Origin of the sequence: Bradyrhizobium nivariense, from assembly GCF_029846695.2 — a bacterium.
Lineage (GTDB): Bacteria > Pseudomonadota > Alphaproteobacteria > Rhizobiales > Xanthobacteraceae > Bradyrhizobium.
Genome location: NZ_JARWCR020000031.1, coordinates 1 through 24,078 on the forward strand (window position 1 = coordinate 1; position 24,078 = coordinate 24,078).

Sequence of the window (24,078 nt, forward strand, 5' to 3'; positions counted from 1 at the left end):
ACTCCGTTACACCATCAATGTGAGGGACGACCGCCAACCTTCCAGCCAAGCCGCGCGACGCGCGCCATCACATAGCGCCGTAGCTAGCGCGGCTTGGCTGATGAGGCGGGCCCGTTACCCCATCTACGAGACTGTCCGCTTGGCACGACCGCGCATCTCACATACGCTTCGCCTCAGCCCGCGCCATCAATCAGAACAGACGGGCATCGAGGAAACAGCCATGGAATCCATCCGCGTCTGCACCCACGCAGGGCCGGGCTCGGAGCCCGTCATCCGCACCGTGCCATGGCCGAAGGTCGGCAAGAAGGCCGCGCTGATCAAGGTCGGCGCCTGTGGTGTCTGCGGCACCGATCTGCACATTCTCAAAGGTCATTGGCCGAAGCCGCTGCCCTGGCCGTTCACGCTCGGCCACGAGCTCGGCGGAATCATCGTCGAATGCGGCGACGAATTCACCGAGGACTTCATGAGCAAGCCGCTCACGGTCGGCTCGAAAGTGATGATCCCGCCGCTGATGCCCTGCGGCCGCTGCTACTACTGCATCCATTATCCGCAGACCGCCAACAAATGCCTGACGCCGGTTTATTACGGCCGCTATCTCGGCTTCGATAAACCACCTCACATGTGGGGCGGCTGGGCAGAGTATGTCTATGTCGATCTCGACATGCTGCCGGGCACCAAGATCTACAAGCTGCCCGACGACATGTCGCTGCGGTTAGGGGCGCTATCGGAGCCGCTGACCTCCTGCATCCGCGCCTTCAACCGCGCCAGCCGCGCCGGCGGTTTTTCCTGGGGCGACACGGTGGTGATCCAGGGCTCGGGCCCGATCGGCATTCTCGCAGTCGCTGCAGCATTGGAGATGGGAGCAGGGCGCGTGATCTGCGTCGGTGCGCCGGAACAGCCGCGGCTCAAGCTTGCGCGCGAATTCGGCGCGGAGGCCACGGTGAACATCGACGAGCTGAAGTCACCACAAGATCGCATCGCCCGCGTGCGCGACATCGTCGGGGGCTTCGGCGCCGATCTGGTGATGGATTGTTCGGGCCATCCGACCGCCGGCCCCGAAGGCATCGAGATGCTGCGCGACGGCGGCACCTATGTCGAGATGGGCCAGTTCACCGACGCCGGATCGATCGAGACGTCCTGGCACCGCATCTGCACCAAGGACCTCAACGTGCTGGGATCCTGGGGCTTTACCGGCAACGATCTGCCGCTCGGCGTCGACATGCTCTATCGCACCCGCAACAAATATCCCTGGCTGAAGATGCAGACGATCTATCCGTTCACGGAAGCGGGCGTCGCGCAGGCGGTCGCGGACGCGATGGCGATGAAGACGGTGAAGTCGACCATCGTGCCGTGGCCGGAGCTGGTGGAGTGAGAAATTCGTAGCCCGGAGGGAGCGCAGCGTAATCCGGGGTTCTCGCTTGTGGCTCCCCGTATTCCGCTACGCTCCATACGAGCTACGTGCGGATGAAAGGGCATGATGATGGACGAGACAACCGAACGAGACCCACGCACGCGCTCGCCGTTCACCGCCATCCGCGCGATCGACTACACCGTCATCTTCGTGCGCGACATGGCGGCGATGCGGCGCTTCTACGAGGATACCCTCGCGTTTCCGCTGCTGCGTGAGCTCTCGCCGAACTGGATCGAGTACGGCTTGGGCGCCAACACGCTGGCTCTTGCAAAGCCGAGCCGGACCGGGGCCGATGCGCCGACGCCAGCGGGCAGTGCCTCGCTGCAACTGGCCTTCAAGGTGTCCGCGGCCGAAGTCGATGCGTGCGCCGACGAACTCGTACAACACGGCGTTGCGCTGTTGTCGCCGCCGACGAACCAGTCGTTTGGGCATCGGACGCTGTTCTTCCGCGACCCCGACGGCAATCTTTTGGAGATCTATGCGGAGATCTGAAGCGGGGGAGGTGGGGCCCTGCCCAAAAAGTTCCATCGGAAATCCGCGACTTATTCACGCTGTGGTGAAACTTAGGTCCCAGTTCCGGCTTTCAGTTCGCAGGAGAGGTATCGTGAAGCGAATCCTGAAACCGGTCACTTACATCCTGGCGGCTATCTACTTCCTGGTGGATGCGGTCTTCATGGCCGTGGCGAGGCCGATTTCGCGCTGGCTTGGGCGGCATCTCGAATTCAAGCGATTGCGAGCCTGGATCAGATCGCTGCCGCCTTATCCCTCGCTCGCCTTGTTTTCCGTGCCCGTGATCATTCTGGAGCCGATCAAGCCTGTGGCGGCTTATCTCGCGGCAACTGGTCAGTTCGTGAGCGGCGCAGCAACGTTCATCGTCGGTGAGCTGCTCAAGCTCGTGCTGGTCGAGCGCCTGTTCCATCTCACGCGTGACAAGCTGATGAGGATCCCGGCTTTCGCCTGGGCCTATGGGAAGTTCGCCGAGGTGAGAGCGTGGCTGCAAGCAACCGAAGCCTGGCGTGCCATCCGCGCCTTGAGCCGCGCGGCGAGGGACACTGTTGCGCGGGCAAGAGCAAGGCTGGCGGGCGGCTTCAGCAGGCTGGTGACCTCCAGGGATTAAAACAAGGGGGATTAGAACAAGCGAGCCACCCTCTATGCGAGCTTGCGCGCCGCGGCCGTGGCCTTGTCGCCCGTGTTCGGCGTGCCGGTCGGCTCGATCAGCAGGAGATGGACCTCCTCGCGTGCCACCGGACGATGCTCGACACCTTTGGGCACGACATAGAGTTCGCCCGGACCGAGCGTCACCGTGCGATCCCGCAATTCGATGTCCAGACTGCCTTTCAGGACGAGAAAGAAATCGTCGGTGTCGTCGTGCTTGTGCCAGGTGAACTCTCCCTTCACCTTCACCACCATCACGTCGCAGTCGTTGAAGTTCGTGATTGTGCGCGGCGACCAGAAGTCTTGAAAGGTCGCGAGCTTGTCTGAAAGGGATATCCCGTCGGCCATGTTTCACCCGTGTCTTGCTCTCTCGTGAGGCACGATTTGGGATCGAAATGTCGACGAGACAAGACGTGTATGCCTCATTCAGTTGATGGTTTGATCGCGAGCAACTTAGGCGGGATCACCGCGAAAATCTGCTGTTTTGGCCCAAAAGCTCTCCGGATGCGGTAAAACGGAGCAAAAGCGGCGGACGGAGCCATCCGCGAGCTGTTCACCGTGTCGCTAAAGCCATGCGTCATAGGCATGGTGCTTTGCCCCCGCTTGGCGTAAAGAGCATCTAAATCAAATCACCACGCGTGCGGCTGGACCATTTGCCGCCTACGCAGCTTCAGGTCGCGCGGCTCAACGTTCCGCGCCTGGACCAACCAAGGTTTTATCCCGTGTCTTTCCCGACCATGAGTCCGCCGCTCGCCCGAGCTTTGGCCGAGCGCAACTACGACCGTCCGACCCCCGTTCAGCTCGCCGTGCTCACGGACGAAGCCACTGACCGCGACCTGCTGGTTTCGGCCCAGACCGGCTCCGGCAAGACCCTGGCCTATGGGCTGGCCATGGCCAAGGATCTGCTTGATGCCGAGCGGTTCGAGCGGGCGGGTGCACCGCTTGCCCTGATCGTGGCGCCGACCCGCGAGCTTGCCTTGCAGGTCCATCGCGAGCTGGCGTGGCTGTACGAGCATGCGAGCGGGCGCGTCGTCTCCTGCGTCGGCGGCATGGACCCGCGGCGCGAGCAGCGCGAGCTTGCCGCGGGCGCCCACATCGTCGTCGGCACGCCCGGCCGATTGTGCGATCATTTGCGCCGCGGCCGTCTCGATATCTCCGAGTTGAAGGTCGTCGTGCTCGACGAGGCCGACGAGATGCTCAATCTCGGCTTTCGCGAAGACATGGAGTTCATCCTCAAGACCACGCCGGACACGCGCCGCACCCTGATGTTCTCGGCGACATTCCCGCGCGGCATCGTCGCGCTGGCCAAGCAGTACCAACAGCAGGCGTTTCGGATCGAGGTCGCCGGCGACGAAGGCGGACACGCCGATATCGAGTACCGCGCGATCCGGATCGCGCCCGGCGATGCTGAGCACGCGGTCGTCAACGTGTTGCGCTTCTACGAGGCGCCGAGCGCTCTGGTGTTCTGCAGCACCCGCGATCACGTCAGGCATTTGCAGGCGGCGCTGCTGGAGCGCGGCTTCTCCGTGGTCGCGCTATCAGGCGAATTGACGCAGAACGAGCGAACCACGGCGCTGCAGTCGCTGCGGGACGGACGTTCGCGCGTCTGCGTGGCGACCGACGTCGCCGCCCGCGGCATCGACCTGCCGAGCCTCGACCTCGTCATTCACGCCGACCTGCCCAACGACGCCGAGGTCATGCAGCATCGCTCCGGCCGCACCGGCCGCGCGGGCCGAAAGGGGACGAGTATCCTGCTGGTGCCGCCCGTGCGACGGCGGCGTGCGGAAATGCTGCTGAATAGCTCGGGGATCGACGCGGTCTGGGGGACCGCGCCGCAGCCGGATGAGATCCGCAAGCTCGATCACGAGCGCATGAAGGACGTGTTGTTCACGGAAGAGACGACCGCCGACGATCTGGCGCTGGCGCAGGCGCTATTGGCCGAGCGGTCGGCTGAGGATATCGCCGCGTCACTCGCACGGCTCTATCGCGCGCGGCTGCCGTCGCCCGAAGACATCATCGATCCCGGCGAGCGGAGCAGCCGGCCGCGCGACGATCGCGGTCGCAACGATGCCCGCGCGCCGCGCGACGATTTTCGTACGCCGCGCGACGATGTCCGCGCTTCGCGCGGCGATGATCGCCCCGAAAGGGCTCGACCCAAATCGGGAAAATCGTCGTCGAAACATGGCATGGCGGAGGGCAGCGTCTGGTTCCGGGCCAACATCGGACGAAAAAAGAACGCGGAAGCGCGCTGGCTCTTGCCGATGATTTGCCGTCGTGGCGGCATTGACAAGGGCGACATCGGCGCCATCAAGATCATGGACACGACGACCGAGTTCGAAATTTCCGAGCGGGTCGCGGAATCCTTCGCTGCCAAGATCAAGCGTCCGGACAAGGAAGACAATATCCGCCTCGAATCGATGGCGGATGCGCCGCAGCGGCAAGCGCCTCCGGAAGAGCGGTCAAAGCCGCCTCGGCGCGAGAGCGGCGACGGCGATCATCGTGCACGTCGCGACGATCGCGGGCGCGACGCGAGTGAATTCAAGCCACGCGGCAAGGCTCATGGCGAGCGAGTGCCGAAATTCGACGATGCTCCTTCTTTCGGCAAGAAAAAGAAGCATAAGAACAAGCCCGGCCACGCAGAGCCGCCTTCGGTCACGCCGTGGTCTGAGAAGGGCGCGTCGGGAAAGAAGGCGAAGAAAAAATATCGGGGCTGAACTGCAGTCCTACAGAGCGCCTGCGTGAGCCGGGCTGACCGGGCAGGGACGTTACGTCGCAGCGAGGTCGCGCAGCATATAGGTCGCGCTGTCGCCGTAGGACGCAAGCTCTTCACGCAGCTCCGCATCCGCCGTGACTGGCCGAAAGCCGAGACGTTGCCACAGCGGCTGCGTGGCGTAGACCGACACCAATGCGAGCGTCGCGATCCCTGACGCGCGCGCGAGTTGCTCGATCGCCACGACATAGTACGCGCGCGACGCCGCCGCGAAAGTCGGGCAGCACGGCGACGTCGTGCACATAGAGGCAATCCGCATGACCGGGCAGTTGTTCGAGGAAGCCGTCGAGCGGCGGAATCCGGTGCTGCGTCCAGGGATGGGTGAGTCCGTAGCCGACGATCCCGTCATCTGCGGCAAGCACGCGGCAGCCGTCAGGATAGAGCCGCATCTTTTCCGCGAACACCTCGGAGCGTTCTGGCAGATCAGGGTGGATGCGCGCTGCGATCGCGCTGATCGCCGGGAGGTCGGAGGCGCGCGCGGGACGCCAATGCGGCTTGCTCATCTGGATCCGTCGTTCCGTCTCTATCATCCCGGTTTATTCCGATGCGACGATCCGCGCAGCAAAAAATATCTTTGCCTCCGTTGCAGGAATACGACGGCTCGCGCGGCGTCCTACCCATGCAAGCCCATTGCATGACAGGAGAGACCATGACGATTTCCTTGATCCGCCTCGCGCTCACGCTCGCAATATCGCTCGCGATGGTTCCCGCCGCATTCGCCGCGTCGCCGGCCAAGACCGGCAAGACCGACAAGGGCAACGTGCTCACCGACGCCAAGGGCATGTCGCTCTATACTTTCGACAAGGACGCGGACGGCAAGTCCGCCTGCAACGGTCCGTGTGCGACCAACTGGCCGGTGCTGAAGGCCGAGGCCAGCGATGCTGCGGCCGACGGTTACACCGTCATCATGCGCGACGACGGCTCGAAGCAGTGGGCCTACAAAGGCAAGCCGCTCTACACCTTCGCCAAGGATACGAAGCCCGGCGACATCACCGGCGACGGCTTTCTGAACGGCGCCTGGCATCTGGCGATGCCGTGATGGATTCGCTAGCGCAGGGACCGGAAAAGTGCAAAGCGGTTTTCCGAAAAGATGATGCTCAAACAACAACCTAAAGCGCGATGATGATTCATCCTCATCTCATCGCGCTTTAGCGCAGGGACCGGTGGGTTAGATCGACTGGACCGCGTGCTCGCTTCACCTCTCCCGCTAGCGGGCGCTTGCGGGGGAGGCAGGGGCGCATCCTGATCGCGCAGAGGCGCGATGCCTGCGACGTTCCGATCACGCAGGCGGCGCCGGCACCAGTCCATAGCGCAGCATCGTCTCTTTCATCTTCGCGGGATCGGGTGGCGCGCCGGCCGACAGGAGCGCGGCCATCTCGGTGAAATATCGTGGTCCCAGCACCCCGGGGCTCAGGATGCACAGGCAGGTCGCAGGCCCCGTCGAACGGTTGGTAAAGCCGTGCACGATGCCGCGCTTGATGAAGACTGAGGCTCCTGGGGCGAGATCGTTCTGCTGGCCGTCGATCGTCCAGGTCGAGACGCCGGACAACCCGTAGATCGTTTCGTCCCAGCGGTCGTGATAATGCGGGATCGGCATCCGCGCATTCGGCTGCAACGTCATTTCGAAGATATCGACGCTGCCGCCGGTGTCATCCTTGCTGTGCAGGAAGCGGAGCTGAAGCGAGCCGAAATTGATGATATCGGCATGGTCGTTTCGTCCAGGTGAGAGGCTGCATCGAGATCGCGGCGCTCGCTCACGTCGAAAACGAGAACGACCGCAGCCTCCTCATACACCATCAGCCCACGTGCGACCGGCCAATTTGTTGCACAGGGACCGCTGCAGGCCGACCTGCCGGTTGCGTAAGCGGCAGAACATTCCGGCTCAGACGGCTACGGGATCGACGGCTCTGAACAGCTCGCCGGCGCTGATCTTAAGTTGGCGCGTGCAATGGCAGCAACTTCAAAGGTGCAGAATGCTGCCCGCGCCGCAGCAACACATGATTCGAATTAATTCAAGTCAAGAGTCCGAAAGCGAACCGAAGCTTCGACCTTCGTCGGCCATAGTTGGCTCCGGCAGGGGGCGAGAGCGGCTTATCCGCAGCAGCATCCCACCATCGTGAAAGTAGGGGCACTGGTGTCCCGGTGCAGTACGCACCTGGGCGCGTCGGGGAGTCTTCAATCCATTATCTAGTTTCGCTTGAAAGGATGAATGCCCGTGAGTGATGCCAATGTGAAAGCCGAGACGAATGCCGCTCCGCTGAATGGGACGGCAAACGGAAATGCAAACTTCAAGTTCGACCTACCGTTTTTCAACATCCAGGCGATCTTCGGCGATCTCGCCGCGCCGGCCGCCACGCGGGCCAAGGCAAATTTCGAGCAGATGAAGGCGACTTCCGAGGAGATCACCGGAGCTCTCTGCGACGCCTGTTCGACCAATGCCAAGCGTGCCGCCGATTACGGCACCAAGGTCATCGAAATATCCAACGCCAATACCAGCTCCGCGCTGGAATTCCTCTCCCAGCTTGCAGACGCGAGGTCGTTTGCGGACCTCGTGAGCCTCTCCAGCGCTCACGGCCGCAAGACCTTTGAAGCGGCTTCCGCCCAGAATCGGGAGCTTTGGGATCTGGCCCAGAAGGCCGCGACCGAGACGGCCGAGCCGATCAAGAACAGCTTCAACCGGGTTCTGCATAGGGCTGCTTAAAATCGAAGCTACTGGCCGCGTGGATCGGCTGGACGAGCGTCTTCGCGAGAAGAGACGCCGTCCAGCCGGTGGCGGCCAGCCTCGCCGTGAGGTGATGCCAAGCTGGAGGGAAATCAGGATGGGTATGGTGATGATCAAGTGTCCGGAAACGGGGAGCGCAATTCCAACGGGCATCGAGATGGATGGCGAAAGGTTTCGCTGCAGTACTGTGTTCTTTTCGCGCACCTATTGCCGGATGTGCGCGGCGACGCACGAGTGGTTCGCCAGGGAGGCCTGGGTTTACGAGTCGGCCTTGGCGAACGGGAAGTCCGGGGGCGGGCAGCCGTCGCGCGCCGGCGCGGCGTGAAGGAGCCTTAACGCATCCTGCGAAACGATCCGATCGATCCTGCGGCTCATCACCTTGTAGCACTCGCATGCGACGACCTGGAGCCGTTGCCTGTCGATCTCGAGTTGGCCGCGTCGATTGGATTTGATCGCCCTTGATGTTCGAAGTGCACTCACGACGTGCGTGACCGTGGTACGCCGGACGCCGAGCAATTCCGACAACGTTTCCTGGGTCAAGGGCAGGACGTCACCGCCATCCGTCCGATCGTGAATGTGCAGCAGCCAGCGGGCGAGGCGCGCTTCGACGGAGTGCAGCGCATTGCAGGCCGCGACGTGCAGGAATTGCGTCATCATCGCCCTGGTGACAATCTGAACCGCGCTTGCGACGGCGGGACTGCGTTCGAGCATCGCGTGAAATCGCGCGGGCGAGATCTGCAGTGCGGTCCCGGCCACGCGGACAACCGCGGTCAGGGGGGATCGGACGGGCCCGAGCGCCGTCATGAGTCCGATGACGCCGTCGTTGCCGATCACCGCGGTTGCGGCCGTTTGTCCGTTCGGCATCTCCATGATGAGGGCGATCGCGCCGCTGCAGGGGAAGTAGAGGTGTTCGATCCGGTCGCCCGATCGAACCAGGACTGCGTCGTGCAGGAGCGGTACTTTCCGCAAATGCGGTGCAAGCAAAGCGAAGTCGGCCGGCGGTAACGCAGCTAACAGGCGATTACCAACTCTGGTTGCGTGCTCCATCATGGGAATCGCCCCTCGACGGAGGCCCGGCGGCTAGCAAACGCATCGTCTCCGACCGAGCCGCGTTGCCGCGCAGACGCTTGCGACAGCAGGCGGATCAACGCACGTCAACAGGCAAGGTTCCAATCGCGGATCGCGAGCCTGCGCGCCGGCGGAGGCCGGCGCGTCTGACTGCGATGAAGATCGGGCGGCTTGCAAACGCTGCGCGCCCTGACACGAGGTTACTCCTACCTCAACCCCTCATACACCATCAGCCCGCGTGCGATCTGCAGTTTGCGGATCGCGCGTGGCAACAGTTTTTCCGGCTGGTGCAGATAGCGCCAGGAGGTGAGGGTGAACACGCCGAGCGCGCCGCATTCGTCGTCGAACGGAGCGAGTACGCCGGTGACGCTGACAGGCGTGTGCGGGCGGGCGTTGAACGGGAGCAGCAGCAGCTCGAGATGCGCCTTGCTGCCGTCCTCGCGCGCGGCGGTGACGCCGGCGATGGCGCCGAGGCTCTCGTCGGCGACGATCGTCGTGATCTCCTCGATCTCGCGGCGGCTGGCCTCGTTAAACAGCGCCGCAAAGCTCGAGTCCTTGAGGTCGCAGCCGGCGAGCGCGCAGACACGCGTGCCGGCGACGCGGAACGGGAAGCCGAGATTGCGCTCGCAGGACAGCACGAAGATGTCGCCGAGCAGGCCGCGCACGGCGGCCGGATCGATATCGGCCCGGTCAGGGGCCCGCGCGGTGCCGCGCTTCTTGTCCCAATACGCGAAGAACTCGCGGCTCGACGGATGTTTCATGACTGAACGCTTACCCCGGGGCGCAACCTCGCGGGACAAACCTGTCCCGCTTCAGTGCAGCCGCGATCCCTTTGTTGTTGTGCAGGAGGGGATTTGCACCGTCCATGCCGTGGAGGCGTTTTCGCCCCCTCGGGCGCGGCCTTTGCGTCGTTAACGTTAAATTAACTATGCGCTTTGCGTGCGCCGATCCGCTGCTATGGTGACCGCGGTCGCAAGCCTCGCCGCTTTTCTCCAGGTTCTCGGCGAGGCCTGTACACAGGCGTCAAACAGTTTGGTCACCGGCCGCGGGGAGGGGTGGGGATATCCTTCATTCCTTGGGTGCCGGAAGTCCGACACGGACAGGGAGGGCTTCCCAGGGCCCTCCCTTTTCCTTTTGTGCACTTGCGCAGCGTGGGCAAAGGCGACTATCTCCAAGCGTAGCGCTCCGATCGCGCCTGAAAGCGAAGCTGCCTTGGATTCCCCGCAAGATTCTCCGCCGCAAGATCCTCCGTTGGACCTGCCGGCCGTCAATGAGGAAGCTCCGCGCGAGCCGATCCTGACGCTGCCGTTCGCGCTGACGGCCTATATCCTCTTGCTCGCGGCGATCCATCTGCGGGTGCTGTTGCCGCCGGAGATCGAGAACTGGACCATCGATGTCTTCGGCTTCATCCCCAAACGCTACGATTCCTCGCTGCTCAATCTGCAGATTCCCGGCGGGGCCGGCGCCAAGGTCTGGACCTTCGTCACTTATTCGCTGCTGCACGCCAATCTCACCCATCTCGGCTTCAACGTGCTGTGGCTGCTGCCGTTCGGCAGTGCGCTGGCGCGGCGCTTTGGCGCCATCAGGTTCTTCCTGTTCCTCGCGGTGACGGCGGCGGCCGGCGCGCTCGCCCATCTCGTCACCCATGAGCACGCAGTGGCGCCGATGATCGGCGCCTCGGCCTCGGTGTCCGGCGCGATGGCGGCGGCGATCCGCTTCGCCTTCGTGCGCGGCAGCTTCCTGTCGTTCAGCCGATCGGACGCGGATACCGCCGCAAGAGTTCCGGCGCTGCCGCTGTCGCGCGCGCTGCGCGACGGGCGGGTGGTCGGCTTCCTCGGCGTTTGGTTCGGCGTCAACATCATCTTCGGCGTCGGTGCGATCGGCATCGACTCCGAGACCACGAGCGTCGCCTGGCAGGCGCATATCGGCGGCTTCTTCGCCGGCCTGTTGCTGTTCGCGCTGTTCGACCCCGTGCCGCGCGTGCGAAGCGATGCTGCGGGTGCGTCATCACAGGACATTTCAGACCGCATCTGAAGCGGCGCTTGCGGCGCCGCCCGAATTCATCCATCATTCCCGAGAGGAATGTTCCGAAGCGACAGGCCACTAGCGGCTTTGCTTCGCAAAGCGCACGAGCCTGAAACCGGCGCTGAAACTGTTAGTTGAAGACTCACGAACAAGTCCGGACCGCGAAAGCGGACGGTTCGATTCAGGGAGGCAACAATGACGGTACGTTCGATTCTCAACACCAAGGGCCACCAGATCATGAGCGTCGAGCCGGACGCGAAGCTGGCGGTGGCGGTCAAACTGCTCGGCGAGAAGAAGATCGGCGCGGTGCTGGTGATGGACCAGAGCCGGCTGGAAGGCATCCTGTCCGAGCGCGACATCGTGCGGGTGATCGGCGAGCGCGGTGCCGGCGCGCTCGAGGAGCCGGTCTCTCAGGTCATGACCCGCAAGGTCGTCACCTGCAAGGAGACCGACACGGTCGCCGAGCTGATGGAGATCATGACCACCGGCAAGTTCCGCCATCTGCCCGTGATCGACGACGGCAAGGTGGTGGGCCTGATCTCGATCGGCGACATCGTCAAGCGGCGGGTGCAGGAATACGAGTCCGAGCAGGAAGCCCTGCGCGACTACATCAAGACGGCCTGATCAGTCCTGCTGGTTCGCTTTCGGCGCGGCGCCCTCGGGCGGCGGGGCCAGCGCGTGGATTGCCTCCTGGATGGAGTCCAGCGCACGCTCGGCGGCGCGGGTGCCCAACGCGATGAGGTCGTCGGAGCGGTGGAAGTCGAACCAGCCGAAATGTCCGACCCGCGGCGTGATCAGGAGGTCCGGCGGATCGCCGGCGAGGCGGGCGCGGGTGATGCGGTCCTGCATGATGTTGAAGGCGTCGACCATCACCGAAGAGAGGCCGGGCCGGGCGGTGCCGCCGCCGAAGAACTCGCGCTTCACCGTCTTCTCGGGCGAGAAGAATCTCGGGAAGCGCCGCTTTGACGTCGTCTCTTCAGCCACAGGGATCACTGGTTCAGGCATCGCACCGTGCGAATAGACCGTCGTCGAATAGGTGAAGATGTCGCTGGAAAGATTTGCGGCGATAACGATTTCGGCGCCGAGCGCGCGGGCGGCCGAGACCGGCACCGGGTTCACCAATGCGCCGTCGACCAGCCAGCGATCGCCGATCAGGACCGGAGAGAAGATGCCGGGCAGCGCATAGGAGGCGCGCATCGCGTCGACCACGCGGCCGCGCGTCAGCCAGATCTCGTGGCCGGTGCGGACCTCGGTCGCGACAGCGGCGAACTTGACCGGGAGGTCCTCGATCTGGGTCTGGCCGCAGGCGTTCTCGAGCCGGGTCGCCAGCTTCTCGCCGCCGATCAGGCCGGAGCCGTTGAGGCGGATGTCGAGATAGCCGAGGATGTTGCGCATCCCTTGCAGGCTGCGGCCCCATTCTTCCAGCGTATCGAGCTGGCCGGCCGCATAGAGGCCGCCGACCACCGCGCCGATCGAGGTGCCGACCACGACTTCAGGCACGATTCCGTTGGCGAGCAAGGTCCTGATAATGCCGATATGTGCGAAGCCGCGCGCGGCGCCGCCGCCGAGGGCAAGGCCAATGACCGGCCGGCGAACGCTGCCCAAGCCAACCTTCTCGCCGACCTTCTCGGCGTTCGCACCCCGACCCTTCAATATGTCCAGCACCGAAACTCTCCTACGCCGGGATCCGCCATCAGACTAGGCACCGCATTCGCGATCCGCCAAACCGGGCCGAAGCATGGTTTATGCCGGTTTGGGAAGGGTACGGGGCAGGAGTATGGCGAGGCGCGGTTGCCTCTGGGGTAATCACGCAGGCGTCAACCGGGTTCCAAAGAACTATTGGGCCGTATTTCTTGGGGTTTCAGAGGCTTGAATTTGCCGCGTTTTCGGTGAAAAGCAGGTGGCATGACTCTCGGGGGTGACGGCATCATCGGATGGCGGCGCAGCGCATCGCTGCTGCCGACGCTGATCTTTGCTGCCTGCCTCTCTATCCTTGGCCAAAATGCTGCGCAGGCGCAGCTTTTCTCGGATCGTCCGCCGCCGGTGCCGCCCGCTTCGGTGCCCGATCCCGGCGGTGCCGTCAGCCTGGCGCCGCCCACAGGTCCTGGTGCCGGACCTCCGAGCCTGCCGCCGACCCTGATGCAGCCGGCCACGCCCAGCATGCCGCCGCCCGCGGTCGCGACCGTTCCATCCGCCCCGCCGCTCAACGCGGCCGTGCCCGGACAGGGCGTGCTGTCGCTGACGGCGAAATACGGCAAGGACACCCCCCCGATCACCAGCGGCCTGGTCTGGCGCGTGTTTGCGGATCGTCCCGACGAGAACGGCACCTTCAAGCTGATCCGCGAGGACCGCAATGCCACCCCCAACATCGTGCTGCCGCCCGGCAATTACGTCGTGCACGTCGCCTTTGGCCTCGTCAGCGCGGTGCGCACCGTCAGCCTGAAGGCCGAGACCGACCGCGAGTCGTTCGTGCTGCCGGCCGGCGGCTTGCGCATCGAGGGCCGCGTCGGCACCAGCCGCATTCCGCAGAACCAGATCTCGTTCGCGATCTACAAGGGCAGCCAGTTCGAATCCGGCGAGCGCGCCTCCTTGGTGCCGAACGTCGCCGCCGGCGACGTCGTGCTGCTGCCGGAAGGCACCTACTACATCATCTCGAACTACGGCGACGCCAATTCGGTGGTGCGCTCGGACATCCGCGTCCAGGCCAGCAAGCTCACCGACGTCACCATCACCCACCGCGCCGCCGTCATCACGCTCAAGCTGGTCAGCGACAGGGGCGGCGAAGCGCTCGCCAACACCGCCTGGTCGGTGCTGACCCCGGGCGGCGACGTCATCAAGGAATCGATCGGCGCTTTCCCGCGCGTCGTGCTCTCCGAAGGCGAATACCGCGCCATCGCCAAGAACGAGGGCAAGGTCTACGAGCGCGGCTTCAACGTCGTCAACGGCGTCGACGGCGAAGTGGAAGTGGTCGCGCGGTAGGCCTAAGCGGTAGCGCCGCATGCGGCCCGACGCGGGCCTTCGTGCCTGGCGAACACTTCTCATTCAGCGCACGAATGTCCCATATCGTATGCGGGAAGCAGATGCTCTCCGCTACTCCGCTTGGTGTTCCGATTTGAATACCTTTGTCAGCGCTACCAAGCTGCGTCGGAGCGCCGACGAACACCGGCACCACCGGCTTATTCCAGAGGCGTCGCAACTTCGTCACAGCCGGTGCAAGATACCTATTTCCGCTAATCAATTTTATTCGCTTTCCATCCTGCTGCGTTATATGTCGGGCGTCCCTCTAACGGGGGAGGCCGGAGCAGGCTGGTGTGTCTGCGAGACCGGCAAGGAGCAGGGGACCAAGCTCGTCGGGATGTTCGAAGTGATCCTCACCAGGCGTAAGCGGTTTGGCTGGCGGTGGCAGGTGTGCGACCAGGCCGGCAAGATATTTGCCGATGGCTTCGAGCGGACCCGGCCGTCCGCCAAATATCATGGCGAGCGCGCATTGTTCTTCCTGTTGTCGCAGGCCCATCTGCGCAACCGCTCCGCGGCCTCCAGCGAGGACTAGCGGCCCGCCTCGCTTCGCTCATCCGGACTACAAGATCTTGGGTTGCCCGACGTGCAAAACACCCAATCTATCGGTCAACGCACGCCGCCGAAAATATTCCACTTTACCGAAATTCGGAAACGGCGTATGTGTCGCCGCAACCCGGCCCAAGGAAGAGGGGCGTATCGCGATCGTCACGAACGCGGGCCGGGCGGCGGTGGACGCTGATCACATCGGCGCGAATGGTTTCGCAGGGCGGGCAACCGTGAGCGGAGTCCTCGCGCGCACGACCGGTGTGATCGGCGTACGGCAAAATCGTGTGGTCCTGACGCCCGGGGTCTGTGCGTCAAGTCTTGCGGTGATGTGCGCTGTCCAACCGGACCGCGCGCATCAGTCATCTGCACGGCGACGGGGGCAATAGTGCATCGCTCCCCGGGGAGAGCACGACATAAGCCGTAAAACCACTGCGCAGGGAAGGCCGGATGTTGGGCTTCACCTGTATGCCGCTGTGCAGCCTCTTGTAGCGCAACCTTCGCACAGTGGACCGCGGGTGCCAGCCGGCACCCGGTCTTCCCTGCGCCCTTTCATTTGAGGGTGAGGCGATGAAGCAAAGCTCGGGCGAACACGCCGCGAGGATGCGATCCCATGTCAGTTATTCAACAACAGTCTCGTGCCCCGGACGCAGCGCAGCGCCCCTTGGCGGTGCGCTGCAGAGCCGGGGCCCATGTTGCAGCGATTGCCGTGGCTTGATGGGTCCCGGCTCTGCGCAGCAGCGTAAGAACGCTGCAGCGCGTCCGGGACACGAGAGCAATGCATTTGCACAACCGTCACAGTCTCTAACGCCCACTAACCAACGCCCGACTTTAAACTGTCATAATCGCCGAACGGAACCCGCGCTCGTGCGCTCTTTACACGCCGTTAAGCGCGGCTGCATTGGATGCAGCGGGAAAGTGCGTTGGGGACTGCCATGAGTGCCGTGAAGAAAGTGTCGGGAAAACCGGCCGCCGAAATGTTTGACGACATCCCGGTGCTTCAGCGCAAATGGCGTGCCGCGTTGAAGCCGGGCGAACGGCTGCCGCGCTACGAGGACGTGATGCTCGGCAGCCTCGGACGTCTCGCCGACCATATCGCGCTGCTCAAGGACGACGGCGCGCTCGAACTGTCGCGCAGCGGGCGCTATGTGCAGAAATGGCTCGGCGAAGAGCGCTGGGACATCCCGGTCGCCGCGCTCTCGCCCGATTGCGCCACCGCGCTGTCGGAGGCTGCGGCGAGCGCGCTCGCCAACGGGCGGCCGCACCAGGCGAGCGCGCATTGCGTGCGCGACGGCATGGTCAGGACCTACGACGTGCTGGCGCTGCCGACCGCCTCGCGGTGGGGCGCGACGCTGGTCGGCGCCTACATCAACGAACGCGGCGCGCAATACAATCTTCTGGACGCGATCTTCGCTTCGACCGACGACGCGGTGGTCTCGCTGGCGACGCTGCGCGATGCCGGTGGCAAGCCGTTCGATCTCCAGATCGTGCACCACAACAAGAGTGCGGGGCTGCTGCTGAAGGCCGAAGGCGCGGGCCTGTTGTGGCGCCGGATCGGCGAAGGAGACACGCTGCTGGCCTCGCTTGAGGTCATGGAATTCCTGCTCAAGGCCGTCGCCGGCGGTCGCGGCGAGCAGCTCGAGATCGAGAGCGACGGGCGGCATCTCCGGCTGAGCGCCACCGCGTTCGCCGACGTGGTCTCGCTGACGATCTCGGATGTCACTGTGTTGAAGCGGCGCGACGCCTCGTTTCGCCTGCTGTTCGACAACAATCCGATGCCGATGTGGGTGTTCGACGCCGAGAGCAAGCAGTTTCTCAGCGTCAACGACGCCGCGGTCCAGCATTACGGCTATAGCCGCGCCACCTTCCTGCGCATGAAGCTGCACGAGATCTGGCCGCAGGACGAGTGGGACAGCCATGCCGAGGCGCTCGAACGCATCGGCGACACCTATCACTCCTCGCGCAACTGGCGGCATCTGCGCGCCGACGGCAGCGAGATCGAGGTGCTCACCTTCGGCCGCCGCGTCGCCTTCGACGATCGCGACGGCTACCTGGTCGCGGTGGTCGACATCACCGAACGGCGCAAGGCCGAGGCGCGGATCGCCCACATGGCGCACCATGACGGGCTCACCGATCTGCCGAACCGCGAATATTTCCAGGAGCGCCTGAAGCAGGCGCTCGACCAGGCCGGAGGAAAACGGGTCGGCGTGCTCTACATCGATCTCGACCTGTTCAAGAACATCAACGATTCCTTCGGCCATCCGGTGGGCGACCGCCTGTTGAAGGAGGTTGCCGCCCGTCTGAGCAGCGCGGTCCGCGGCGCCAATCTCGCGGCCCGGCTCGGCGGCGACGAGTTCGCGGTGATCCTGGCGGCCGACGTCTCGCCCAACGAGGCGAGCGCCTGCGCGAGCTTGCTGATCGACATGCTGAAGGCGCCCTATGACATCGACGGGCAGGAGATGGTGATCGGCGCCAGCATCGGCATCGCGCTGTCGCCGGGCGACGGTACGACGTCGGAAGAGTTGATGCGCAACGCCGACATGGCGCTGTACCGGGCGAAGTCGGACGGCGGCGGCGTGCATCATTTCTTCGAGCGCGAGATGGATCTGCAGGCGCAGAAGCGCCGTGACATGGAGCTCGATCTGCGCCGCGCGTTTGCCAATGGCGAGTTCGAGCTGCACTACCAGCCGCTGGTGTCGATCGCCTCCGACCGCATCTCCGGCTTCGAATCGCTGCTGCGCTGGCATCACCCCGACAAGGGCATGATCTCGCCGGCGGAGTTCATTCCGGTCGCCGAGGACATCGGTCTGATCACCCAGCTCGGTGAGTGGGTGCTGCGCGAGGCCTGCTCCGAGGCGGTGAAATGGCCTGTCGACGTCAAGGTCGCCGTCAATCTGTCGCCGGCGCAATTCCGCAGCCGCAACCTGGTTCAGGTCGTGATTTCGGCACTGGCGCAGTCCGGCCTGTCGCCGAAGCGGCTCGAGCTCGAGATCACCGAGTCGATCTTCCTGGCCGAGACCGACGCCAATCTCGCCATCCTGCATCAGTTGCGCGAACTCGGCGTCAGCATCTCCATGGATGATTTCGGCACCGGCTATTCCAGCCTCAGCTATCTCCGCAGCTTCCCCTTCGACAAGATCAAGATCGACCGCTCCTTCGTCAAGGATCTGGCAGAGCGGCCCGATTGCGTCGCGATCGTGCGTGCGATCTCGGGGCTTGGCCGCAGTCTCAACATCACCACGACCGCAGAAGGCGTCGAGACCGAGGACCAGCTCGACTGGCTGCGCGCGGAAGGCTGCAACGAAGTGCAGGGCTTCTTGTTCAGCGCGGCGCGGCCCGCCGCCGAGATCGCAAAGCTGCTCGCCGATTTCGGCCAGCGTGCTTCACGGGCGGCGTAACTCGGACGGATAACAGTCATAGACCAGCGCCTTGAAGGCAGGCGTGATGCGGCTGCGCTCGTTCTGGGTCTGCTGCATCAGGAGGTAGACCATGTCGAGCTTGGGATCGACGCCGAAATAGGTGCCGCTGCCACTGTCCCATTTCAACTCACCGAGCGAGCCCGGTGGCGGCGGTTTGGCGTTGCCGGGATCGGTCCGCACTGCAAGGCCATAGCCATAGCCGAAGCCGTCGCCCGGAAAATAGAAGTAATCGCGTCCGACGCCCGAGCCCGGCCCGACGTGATCGGTCGTCATGGCCTTGAAGGCCGCGGCGCTCAAATAGCGCTTGCCCTCGAACTCGCCGCCATTGAGCAGCATTTGCGCGAAGCGCTGATAGTCGGTGATGGTCGAGAGCAGCCCGCCGCCGCCGGACTGCCATTCGGGGTGGTCGAGGCGGTCGCGCTCGGCGGCGAGCAGGATGTAGTCGTTCGGCAGCGGCCGCGCCATCCGCGCGAGCTCGACCTCGGTCGCCAGCACGAACTTGGTGCTGCTCATGCTGAGCGGATCGAAGATGCGCTGCTTGAGGAATTCGGAGAGTGTCTGGCCCGAGATGATCTCGATGATGCTGCCGAGCACGTCGGTGGAATGACCGTAGCGCCACAGCGTCCCCGGCTGCCGCGCCAGCGGCAGCTTCGCGATGCGTTGGGCGAATTCCCTGTTGTTGAATTGACCTTCGAAGATGTTGGCGGCCTTGTAGGCCTGCTCGACCCATTTGCCGCCGATATAATCGTAGCTGATGCCCGAGGTGTGCCGCAGCAGATCCTCGATATTGACGGGACGGATTGGGGCTACGAGATCCAGATGCAACGTGCCGTCGGGATTGGTGACCTCGAGGCCCACCTTGGTGTCGGCAAAGAGGGGAATGTATTTCGACACGGGGTCGGTGAGCGCGAGCTTGCCCTCGTCGATCAGCATCATCGCGCCGAGGCACGTGATCGGCTTGGTCATCGAGTGGATGGCGAAGATCGTATCGGGCGCCATCGCGAGGCCCGTCCGGGTGTCGCGCACGCCAAAATTCTTCAGATAGACCGGCTTGCCGTGCTGCTGGACCAGGATCACGGCGCCCGGCAGCCGGCCGCTCGTCACCTCGTTGTCAAAGTACGCTGTGATGCGGTCGAGCCCGTCGGACGACGGCGCCGGGATGTCGGCGGCGCGGCCCCGCGCCATCGTACCGGCCAGCAGCGCGGCTCCGACCAGAAATTCACGACGCTTCATCCGGGCTTCCTCCCTTGCGGGGATCAAAGCCGCAAGACCTCGAAGGCGTCAACAAGCCTTCGATTAAAATCGCGTCACGATTTCGGAAAGGACCGGTCGCGGGCGGTCCTCGCTCGGCTTGGTCGGCTTGCCGATATGGACGAACCCGGCGAGTTTCTCGTGCGGCTTCAGGCCGAGGCCATCCAGCACGTCACGATCGAAAGAGAACCAGCCGGTCAGCCAGCAGGCGCCGTAGCCCAGCGCCGTCGCGGCCGTGACGATGTTCATGGCGCTGGCGCCGGCCGACAATTCCTGCTCGAAGGCCGGCACCTTCGGATGCGGCTTGGTGAAGCTGACGACGCCGATCACCAGCGGAGCATCCGTGAGGCGTTTCCGCTCGGTCTCGACATCGGCCGCCGGCGCGCCCGGATTCTTCCGGGCAAACACCTTAGCGATCACCTCGCCGGCGCGCTGGCGCGCATCGCCCTCGAAGATGATGAAGCGCCAGGGCGCGAGCTTGCCATGGTCGGGCACGCGCGCGCCGATGGTGAGGATCGTCTCGAGCTCGGCCGGGGAGGGGCCGGGCCCGGACATCTCGCGCGGCTTGACCGAGCGGCGGGTCTTCAGGAGTTCGATGGCGTCGGGCACGGGGATATCCTCTTCGGCTGGTCGGCGGGCGTGCCATGCCGAGATAAGCATGCACGCCCGCAACCGAAAGCGCGTTTAGATCGATTTCAGGGATCAGATCGCGCTGCGGGCCCGCTTCACATCCGGCGGGGTCGCTTCGTCGACGAGGGCGGCGAGCGCCTCCACCGTCGTCGTCACGTTCTGCCCGTCGCTGCCGAGCCGGCGGACCGAGACCGACTGCGTCTCGGCCTCTTTCTTGCCGACCACGAGCAGTGCCGGAATCTTGGCCAGGGAATGCTCGCGGACCTTGTAGTTGATCTTTTCGTTGCGCAGGTCGATCTCGGCCCGAAGTCCCGCACGCCGGACCTGCTCAAGCACCTGCTTGGCATACTCGTCGGCCTCCGACGTGATGGTGGTGACCACCACCTGCACCGGCGCCAGCCAGAGCGGGAAGTTGCCGGCATAGTGCTCGATCAGGATGCCAATGAAGCGCTCCATCGAACCGCAGATCGCGCGGTGCACCATGACCGGCGGCTTCTTGCCGCTGTCGTGGTCGATGTAGAACGCACCGAACCGTTCCGGCAGGTTGAAGTCGACCTGCGTGGTGCCGCATTGCCAGTCGCGGCCGATGGCATCGCGCAGCACGTATTCGAACTTCGGCCCGTAGAAGGCGCCTTCGCCCGGGTTGATCTCGGTCTTGATGTGATTGTTCTGCGTCTGGATCTCGCGCAGCACGGTGGCCATCACGCGCTCGGCGTGATCCCACATCGCGTCGGTGCCGACGCGTTTCTCCGGCCGGGTCGACAGCTTCACCGTGAGATCGCCGGTGAAGCCGAAATCGGCGTAGGTCGACAGGATCAGCTCGTTGATCTTCAGGCACTCGTCGGCGAGCTGATCCTCCATGCAGAAGATATGCGCGTCGTCCTGGGTGAAGCCGCGCACGCGCATCAAGCCATGCATGGCGCCGGACGGCTCGTAGCGATGCACCACGCCGAACTCGGCGAGCCGCAGCGGCAGGTCGCGGTAGCTCTTCAGGCCATGCTTGAAGATCTGCACGTGGCCCGGGCAGTTCATCGGCTTCAGCGCGAACCAGCGCTTGTCCTCGGCCTCGTCGCCGGCCGACTGCGCCGCGAACATGTTCTCGCGATACCAGCCCCAATGGCCGGAGGTCTCCCACAAGGACTTGTCGAGGATCTGCGGCGCGTTGACCTCGCTGTAGTCGCCGGTCAGGCGTCGCCGCATATAGGCGATCAGCTGCTGGAAGATGGTCCAGCCCTTGGCGTGCCAGAACACGACGCCCGGACCTTCCTCCTGGAAGTGGAAGAGGTCGAGCTCGCGCCCGAGCTTGCGATGGTCGCGCTTTTCCGCTTCCTCGATCTGCTTCAGATAAGCGTCGAGGTCCTCCTGCTTGGCGAACGCCGTGCCGTAAATCCGGGTCAGCATCGGGTTGTTGCTGTCGCCGCGCCAATAGGCGCCCGCCACCTTCATCAGCCTGAAGGCGTTGCCGACTTTGCCGGTCGAGGTCATGTGCGGGCCGCGGCAGAGATCGAACCAGTCGCCCTGGTAGTAGATCTTGATCGGCTCGTTGCCGGGAATGGCGTCGACCAGCTCGACCTTGAACGCCTCGCCCTTGTCGCGGAACACCTGTTTGGTCTTTTCGCGATCCCAGACCTCCTTCGTGAAAGGTTTGTCCCGCGCGATGAGCTCGCGCATCTTTTTCTCGATCGCGGCAAAGTCTTCCGGCGTGAACGGCTCGTTGCGGAAGAAGTCGTAATAGAAACCGTTCTCGATCACGGGACCGATGGTGACCTGGGTGCCCGGCCACAGCGTCTGCACGGCTTCGGCAAGCACGTGGGCGCAGTCGTGGCGGATCAATTCGAGCGCGCGCGGATCGTCGCGGTTGATCAGCTCGATCCTGGCGTCGGCTTCGATGGGATCGTCGAGGTCGGAGACCACGCCGTCGAGCGCCATCGCGACCGTGCGCTTGGCCAGCGACGGCGAAATGCCCTTGGCGATATCGAGGCCGGTGATGCTCTTGGCGTATTCGCGCCGGGCGCCGTCCGGGAAGGTGAGGGTGATTTTTTCCGGTGGGGTCACGGGCCTCAAATTGCTGAGGCTGTACTGGAAGCCGGATTCAGACTTGGCTTGTTCAGACTTGGCTTGTTCGGCCTTGGCTTGCTCGGACTTGGATTGGTCCTTGGATTGGTCGGTCATTGCATGTCTCCTGAGGCTCACTCCTGCGAACGAGCGCAGGTAAGCGGGAACGAGCGATATATCAGGCGATTCGGCCTGCGCAATCCGGCATTTCCAAGAAACTGGCGCGCAAAAGCCGGGGCGCTGCACGAACTAATCCGGGCAAGCCCTTTAATTGGTCGCAGGTCTGCTCTACATGCGTTTGCATGGAAAATGCACGCGCCGGCCGCTTCGCGCCAACCGCCCTGATGCTCGGCAATCTCGTCACCGGCTGCTCGGTGCTGGCGCCGGCGGGCATGCTGCCGGAATTGGCGACGGGGCTCGACGTCAGCATCCATGCGGCCGGGCTCCTGATCACCTTCGGCGCACTCATCCTGTGCATCGGCTCGCCGCTGACGGCCTGGCTCACCAGCCGGATCGAGCGCCGGACGCTGCTGACCACGACGCTGGCGGTGCTCGCTTTTGGCAATCTCGCCTCCGCCTTTGCGCCCGACTATGCGAGTCTCCTCGTCATCCGTCTGGTGATGCTCGCGGTCGGCGCGCTCTATACGCCGCAGGCCGCCGGCACGGCGGCGTTGATCGTGCCGGTGGAGCGTCGCGGCAGCACGATCGCCTACATCTTTCTCGGCTGGTCGCTCGCTGCCGCCGTCGGCCTGCCGCTGATCACCTTCATCGCCAGCCGCTATGGCTGGCGCGCGGCCTATGGCGAGATCGGCGTGCTCGGCTGCGTCAGCCTGCTGCTGTTGCTGATGCGGCTGCCGGCGGGCTTGAAGGGCACGCCGGTGGACCTGAAGACCTGGAGCACGGTCGGCCGAAGCAGGGCTATCCTGCTGCTGCTTGCGATCACGATGCTGCAAATGTCCGGGCAGTTCGTGGTCTTCACTTTCATAGGCCCGCTGCTCAGGAAGCTGACCGGCGCAGGCCCCGATGCGATCGGCATGGTGTTCGCTCTCTATGGCGTCTGCGGCTTCCTCGGCGTTGTCATCGCGACCCGCATCGTCGACACCTCGGGACCCTATCGCACCTCGCTGCTGTTCACCTGCCTGCTGCTTGCAGGGATCACGGGCTGGGCGCTCGGCGCCGGTACGCTCGTGTTGATGGCGGGTGCGGTCGCGATCTGGGGCCTCGGCTTTGCCTCGACCAATTCGATGCAGCAGGTGCGGCTGGTCTCGGCCGCGCCGTCGCTGGCATCGGCGACCGTCGCACTCAACACCTCCGTCCTCTATATCGGCCAGGCGGTCGGCTCCGCGATCGGCGGATTGCTGTTCGCCCACGAGCTCCTGCATGCGCTCGGCTTCGTCGCGGTCGGTTTCGTCGTGCTGGCGCTGATCCTGGTGATCCTGACCCGGCCCCGGCCGGCAACTGCCGCCCCGGCCTGAACGGAAGCGTTTTCGTGTGCGCAAGGTGCTTGGCAAACCGCGCGCCGGGGCGCTAGAAGGCCGGTCATGGGGACCAAAGAGAGTTGACTGAGATGAGGATGATTCTGGCGGTTGCCGCGGTGCTCTATTCAGCCTCCGCTTTCGCGCAAGCCGACAAGCCACCACCGATGGTCGGGGACAAGCCGTTGGTGCAGGTCAAGCCCAAGGGCACCAAGGCGGGGACCAAGGAGGCTACGGCCAAGCCGGCTGCGGCGCCGAAGGGCAAGCCGCAATCGATCGCGGCGCGGCTCCAGGCCTGCCTCGATCTCGATGACGGCACCAAGGACCGGCTCAATTGCTACGATGCCGTGATCGCGCCGGCGCCGAAGCCGAAGCCGGCAAAGGCCAAGGGCTACGCCGATTGCCGTTTCTTCAAGGAAGAGGACGAGCGACTGGCCTGCTTCAACGGCTTTGCCGAGAGCATTCCGAAACTGCCCAAGACCTGACGTCAAGACCTGAGGCCAATGGCTAAGGTCTAGAAACCGGACGGTCAGTCG

Annotated in this window: 21 protein-coding genes and 1 pseudogene; 13 read left to right on the forward strand and 9 right to left on the reverse strand. The window is 64.2% G+C overall.

The window, feature by feature from the left end; genetic code table 11:
* Positions 1-220: 220 nt before the first annotated feature.
* The 3 genes from QCM77_RS23905 to QCM77_RS23915 all read left to right on the forward strand — a co-directional run bounded on the left by QCM77_RS23905 (position 221) and on the right by QCM77_RS23915 (position 2,528).
* The gene (locus QCM77_RS23905) at positions 221-1,372 is read left to right on the forward strand and encodes a zinc-binding dehydrogenase (RefSeq protein ID WP_279660840.1); all 1,152 of its coding nucleotides are present in this window, start codon (positions 221-223) and stop codon (positions 1,370-1,372) included.
* Between the two features lie 102 nt (positions 1,373-1,474).
* The gene (locus QCM77_RS23910) at positions 1,475-1,903 is read left to right on the forward strand and encodes a VOC family protein (protein ID WP_279660841.1); all 429 of its coding nucleotides are present in this window, start codon (positions 1,475-1,477) and stop codon (positions 1,901-1,903) included.
* A gap of 112 nt (positions 1,904-2,015) precedes the next feature.
* Entirely contained in the window at positions 2,016-2,528 is a 513-nt protein-coding gene (locus QCM77_RS23915) for a hypothetical protein (protein ID WP_279660842.1), read from the forward strand.
* 32 nt (positions 2,529-2,560) lie between these two features.
* Here the strand turns inward: QCM77_RS23915 and QCM77_RS23920 are convergent, their stop codons facing one another.
* A complete protein-coding gene (locus tag QCM77_RS23920; protein WP_279660843.1) occupies positions 2,561-2,914 on the reverse strand; it encodes a cupin domain-containing protein in 354 nt (117 codons plus the stop codon).
* A 389-nt stretch (positions 2,915-3,303) separates the two neighbouring features.
* On the opposite strand from QCM77_RS23920, the gene QCM77_RS23925 reads away from it, so the two are divergent.
* Positions 3,304-5,280: a DEAD/DEAH box helicase gene (locus QCM77_RS23925; RefSeq protein WP_279660902.1), complete on the forward strand. Its 1,977-nt coding sequence runs from the start codon at positions 3,304-3,306 to the stop codon at positions 5,278-5,280.
* 51 nt (positions 5,281-5,331) lie between these two features.
* Here QCM77_RS23925 and QCM77_RS23930 read toward each other — a convergent pair.
* A pseudogene (locus QCM77_RS23930) lies at positions 5,332-5,839 on the reverse strand (GNAT family N-acetyltransferase).
* 146 nt (positions 5,840-5,985) lie between these two features.
* On the opposite strand from QCM77_RS23930, the gene QCM77_RS23935 reads away from it, so the two are divergent.
* Complete coding sequence (locus QCM77_RS23935; protein WP_279660844.1) at positions 5,986-6,375, forward strand: COG4315 family predicted lipoprotein; 390 nt, start codon at positions 5,986-5,988, stop codon at positions 6,373-6,375.
* A gap of 240 nt (positions 6,376-6,615) precedes the next feature.
* Here the strand turns inward: QCM77_RS23935 and QCM77_RS23940 are convergent, their stop codons facing one another.
* Entirely contained in the window at positions 6,616-6,957 is a 342-nt protein-coding gene (locus tag QCM77_RS23940) for a cupin domain-containing protein (protein WP_279685173.1), read from the reverse strand.
* Between the two features lie 588 nt (positions 6,958-7,545).
* On the opposite strand from QCM77_RS23940, the gene QCM77_RS23945 reads away from it, so the two are divergent.
* A complete protein-coding gene (locus QCM77_RS23945) occupies positions 7,546-8,037 on the forward strand; it encodes a phasin (RefSeq protein WP_279660846.1) in 492 nt (163 codons plus the stop codon).
* Between the two features lie 279 nt (positions 8,038-8,316).
* Here the strand turns inward: QCM77_RS23945 and QCM77_RS23950 are convergent, their stop codons facing one another.
* Entirely contained in the window at positions 8,317-9,108 is a 792-nt protein-coding gene (locus QCM77_RS23950) for a Crp/Fnr family transcriptional regulator (RefSeq protein ID WP_279660848.1), read from the reverse strand.
* 224 nt (positions 9,109-9,332) lie between these two features.
* Positions 9,333-9,887: a PAS domain-containing protein gene (locus tag QCM77_RS23955; protein ID WP_279660849.1), complete on the reverse strand. Its 555-nt coding sequence runs from the start codon at positions 9,885-9,887 to the stop codon at positions 9,333-9,335.
* A gap of 451 nt (positions 9,888-10,338) precedes the next feature.
* Here QCM77_RS23955 and QCM77_RS23960 point away from each other — a divergent pair, with 451 nt between their 5' ends.
* The gene (locus tag QCM77_RS23960) at positions 10,339-11,160 is read left to right on the forward strand and encodes a rhomboid family intramembrane serine protease (protein WP_279685175.1); all 822 of its coding nucleotides are present in this window, start codon (positions 10,339-10,341) and stop codon (positions 11,158-11,160) included.
* Positions 11,161-11,346: 186 nt separating this feature from the next.
* A complete protein-coding gene (locus QCM77_RS23965) occupies positions 11,347-11,775 on the forward strand; it encodes a CBS domain-containing protein (RefSeq protein ID WP_279660851.1) in 429 nt (142 codons plus the stop codon).
* Here the strand turns inward: QCM77_RS23965 and QCM77_RS23970 are convergent, their stop codons facing one another.
* Positions 11,776-12,816, reverse strand: a complete 1,041-nt coding sequence (locus tag QCM77_RS23970; protein ID WP_279660852.1) for a patatin-like phospholipase family protein — start codon at positions 12,814-12,816, stop codon at positions 11,776-11,778.
* Between the two features lie 240 nt (positions 12,817-13,056).
* Here QCM77_RS23970 and QCM77_RS23975 point away from each other — a divergent pair, with 240 nt between their 5' ends.
* The 3 genes from QCM77_RS23975 to QCM77_RS23985 all read left to right on the forward strand — a co-directional run bounded on the left by QCM77_RS23975 (position 13,057) and on the right by QCM77_RS23985 (position 18,110).
* The gene (locus QCM77_RS23975; protein WP_279660853.1) at positions 13,057-14,130 is read left to right on the forward strand and encodes an RgsD C-terminal domain-containing protein; all 1,074 of its coding nucleotides are present in this window, start codon (positions 13,057-13,059) and stop codon (positions 14,128-14,130) included.
* 133 nt (positions 14,131-14,263) lie between these two features.
* Positions 14,264-14,701, forward strand: a complete 438-nt coding sequence (locus QCM77_RS23980; protein ID WP_279660854.1) for a hypothetical protein — start codon at positions 14,264-14,266, stop codon at positions 14,699-14,701.
* A gap of 946 nt (positions 14,702-15,647) precedes the next feature.
* Entirely contained in the window at positions 15,648-18,110 is a 2,463-nt protein-coding gene (locus QCM77_RS23985) for a putative bifunctional diguanylate cyclase/phosphodiesterase (RefSeq protein WP_279660855.1), read from the forward strand.
* Here the strand turns inward: QCM77_RS23985 and QCM77_RS23990 are convergent.
* The 3 genes from QCM77_RS23990 to thrS all read right to left on the reverse strand — a co-directional run bounded on the left by QCM77_RS23990 (position 18,096) and on the right by thrS (position 22,184).
* On the reverse strand, positions 18,096-19,364 hold the full coding sequence (locus QCM77_RS23990) for a serine hydrolase domain-containing protein (protein ID WP_279660856.1): 1,269 nt from the start codon (positions 19,362-19,364) through the stop codon (positions 18,096-18,098). The two genes, QCM77_RS23985 and QCM77_RS23990, sit on opposite strands and share 15 nt — an antisense overlap.
* Before the next feature lie 63 nt (positions 19,365-19,427).
* Positions 19,428-19,991 carry a nitroreductase family protein gene (locus QCM77_RS23995; RefSeq protein WP_279660857.1) on the reverse strand — a complete coding sequence of 188 codons (564 nt, stop codon included), beginning with the start codon at positions 19,989-19,991 and terminating at the stop codon, positions 19,428-19,430.
* Between the two features lie 93 nt (positions 19,992-20,084).
* Positions 20,085-22,184 carry a threonine--tRNA ligase gene (thrS, locus tag QCM77_RS24000; protein ID WP_279660858.1) on the reverse strand — a complete coding sequence of 700 codons (2,100 nt, stop codon included), beginning with the start codon at positions 22,182-22,184 and terminating at the stop codon, positions 20,085-20,087.
* A 185-nt stretch (positions 22,185-22,369) separates the two neighbouring features.
* On the opposite strand from thrS, the gene QCM77_RS24005 reads away from it, so the two are divergent.
* Both QCM77_RS24005 and QCM77_RS24010 read left to right on the forward strand, forming a co-directional pair.
* Positions 22,370-23,542 carry an MFS transporter gene (locus QCM77_RS24005; protein ID WP_279660859.1) on the forward strand — a complete coding sequence of 391 codons (1,173 nt, stop codon included), beginning with the start codon at positions 22,370-22,372 and terminating at the stop codon, positions 23,540-23,542.
* 92 nt (positions 23,543-23,634) lie between these two features.
* Complete coding sequence (locus tag QCM77_RS24010) at positions 23,635-24,027, forward strand: hypothetical protein (protein ID WP_279685177.1); 393 nt, start codon at positions 23,635-23,637, stop codon at positions 24,025-24,027.
* Positions 24,028-24,078: the final 51 nt, after the last annotated feature.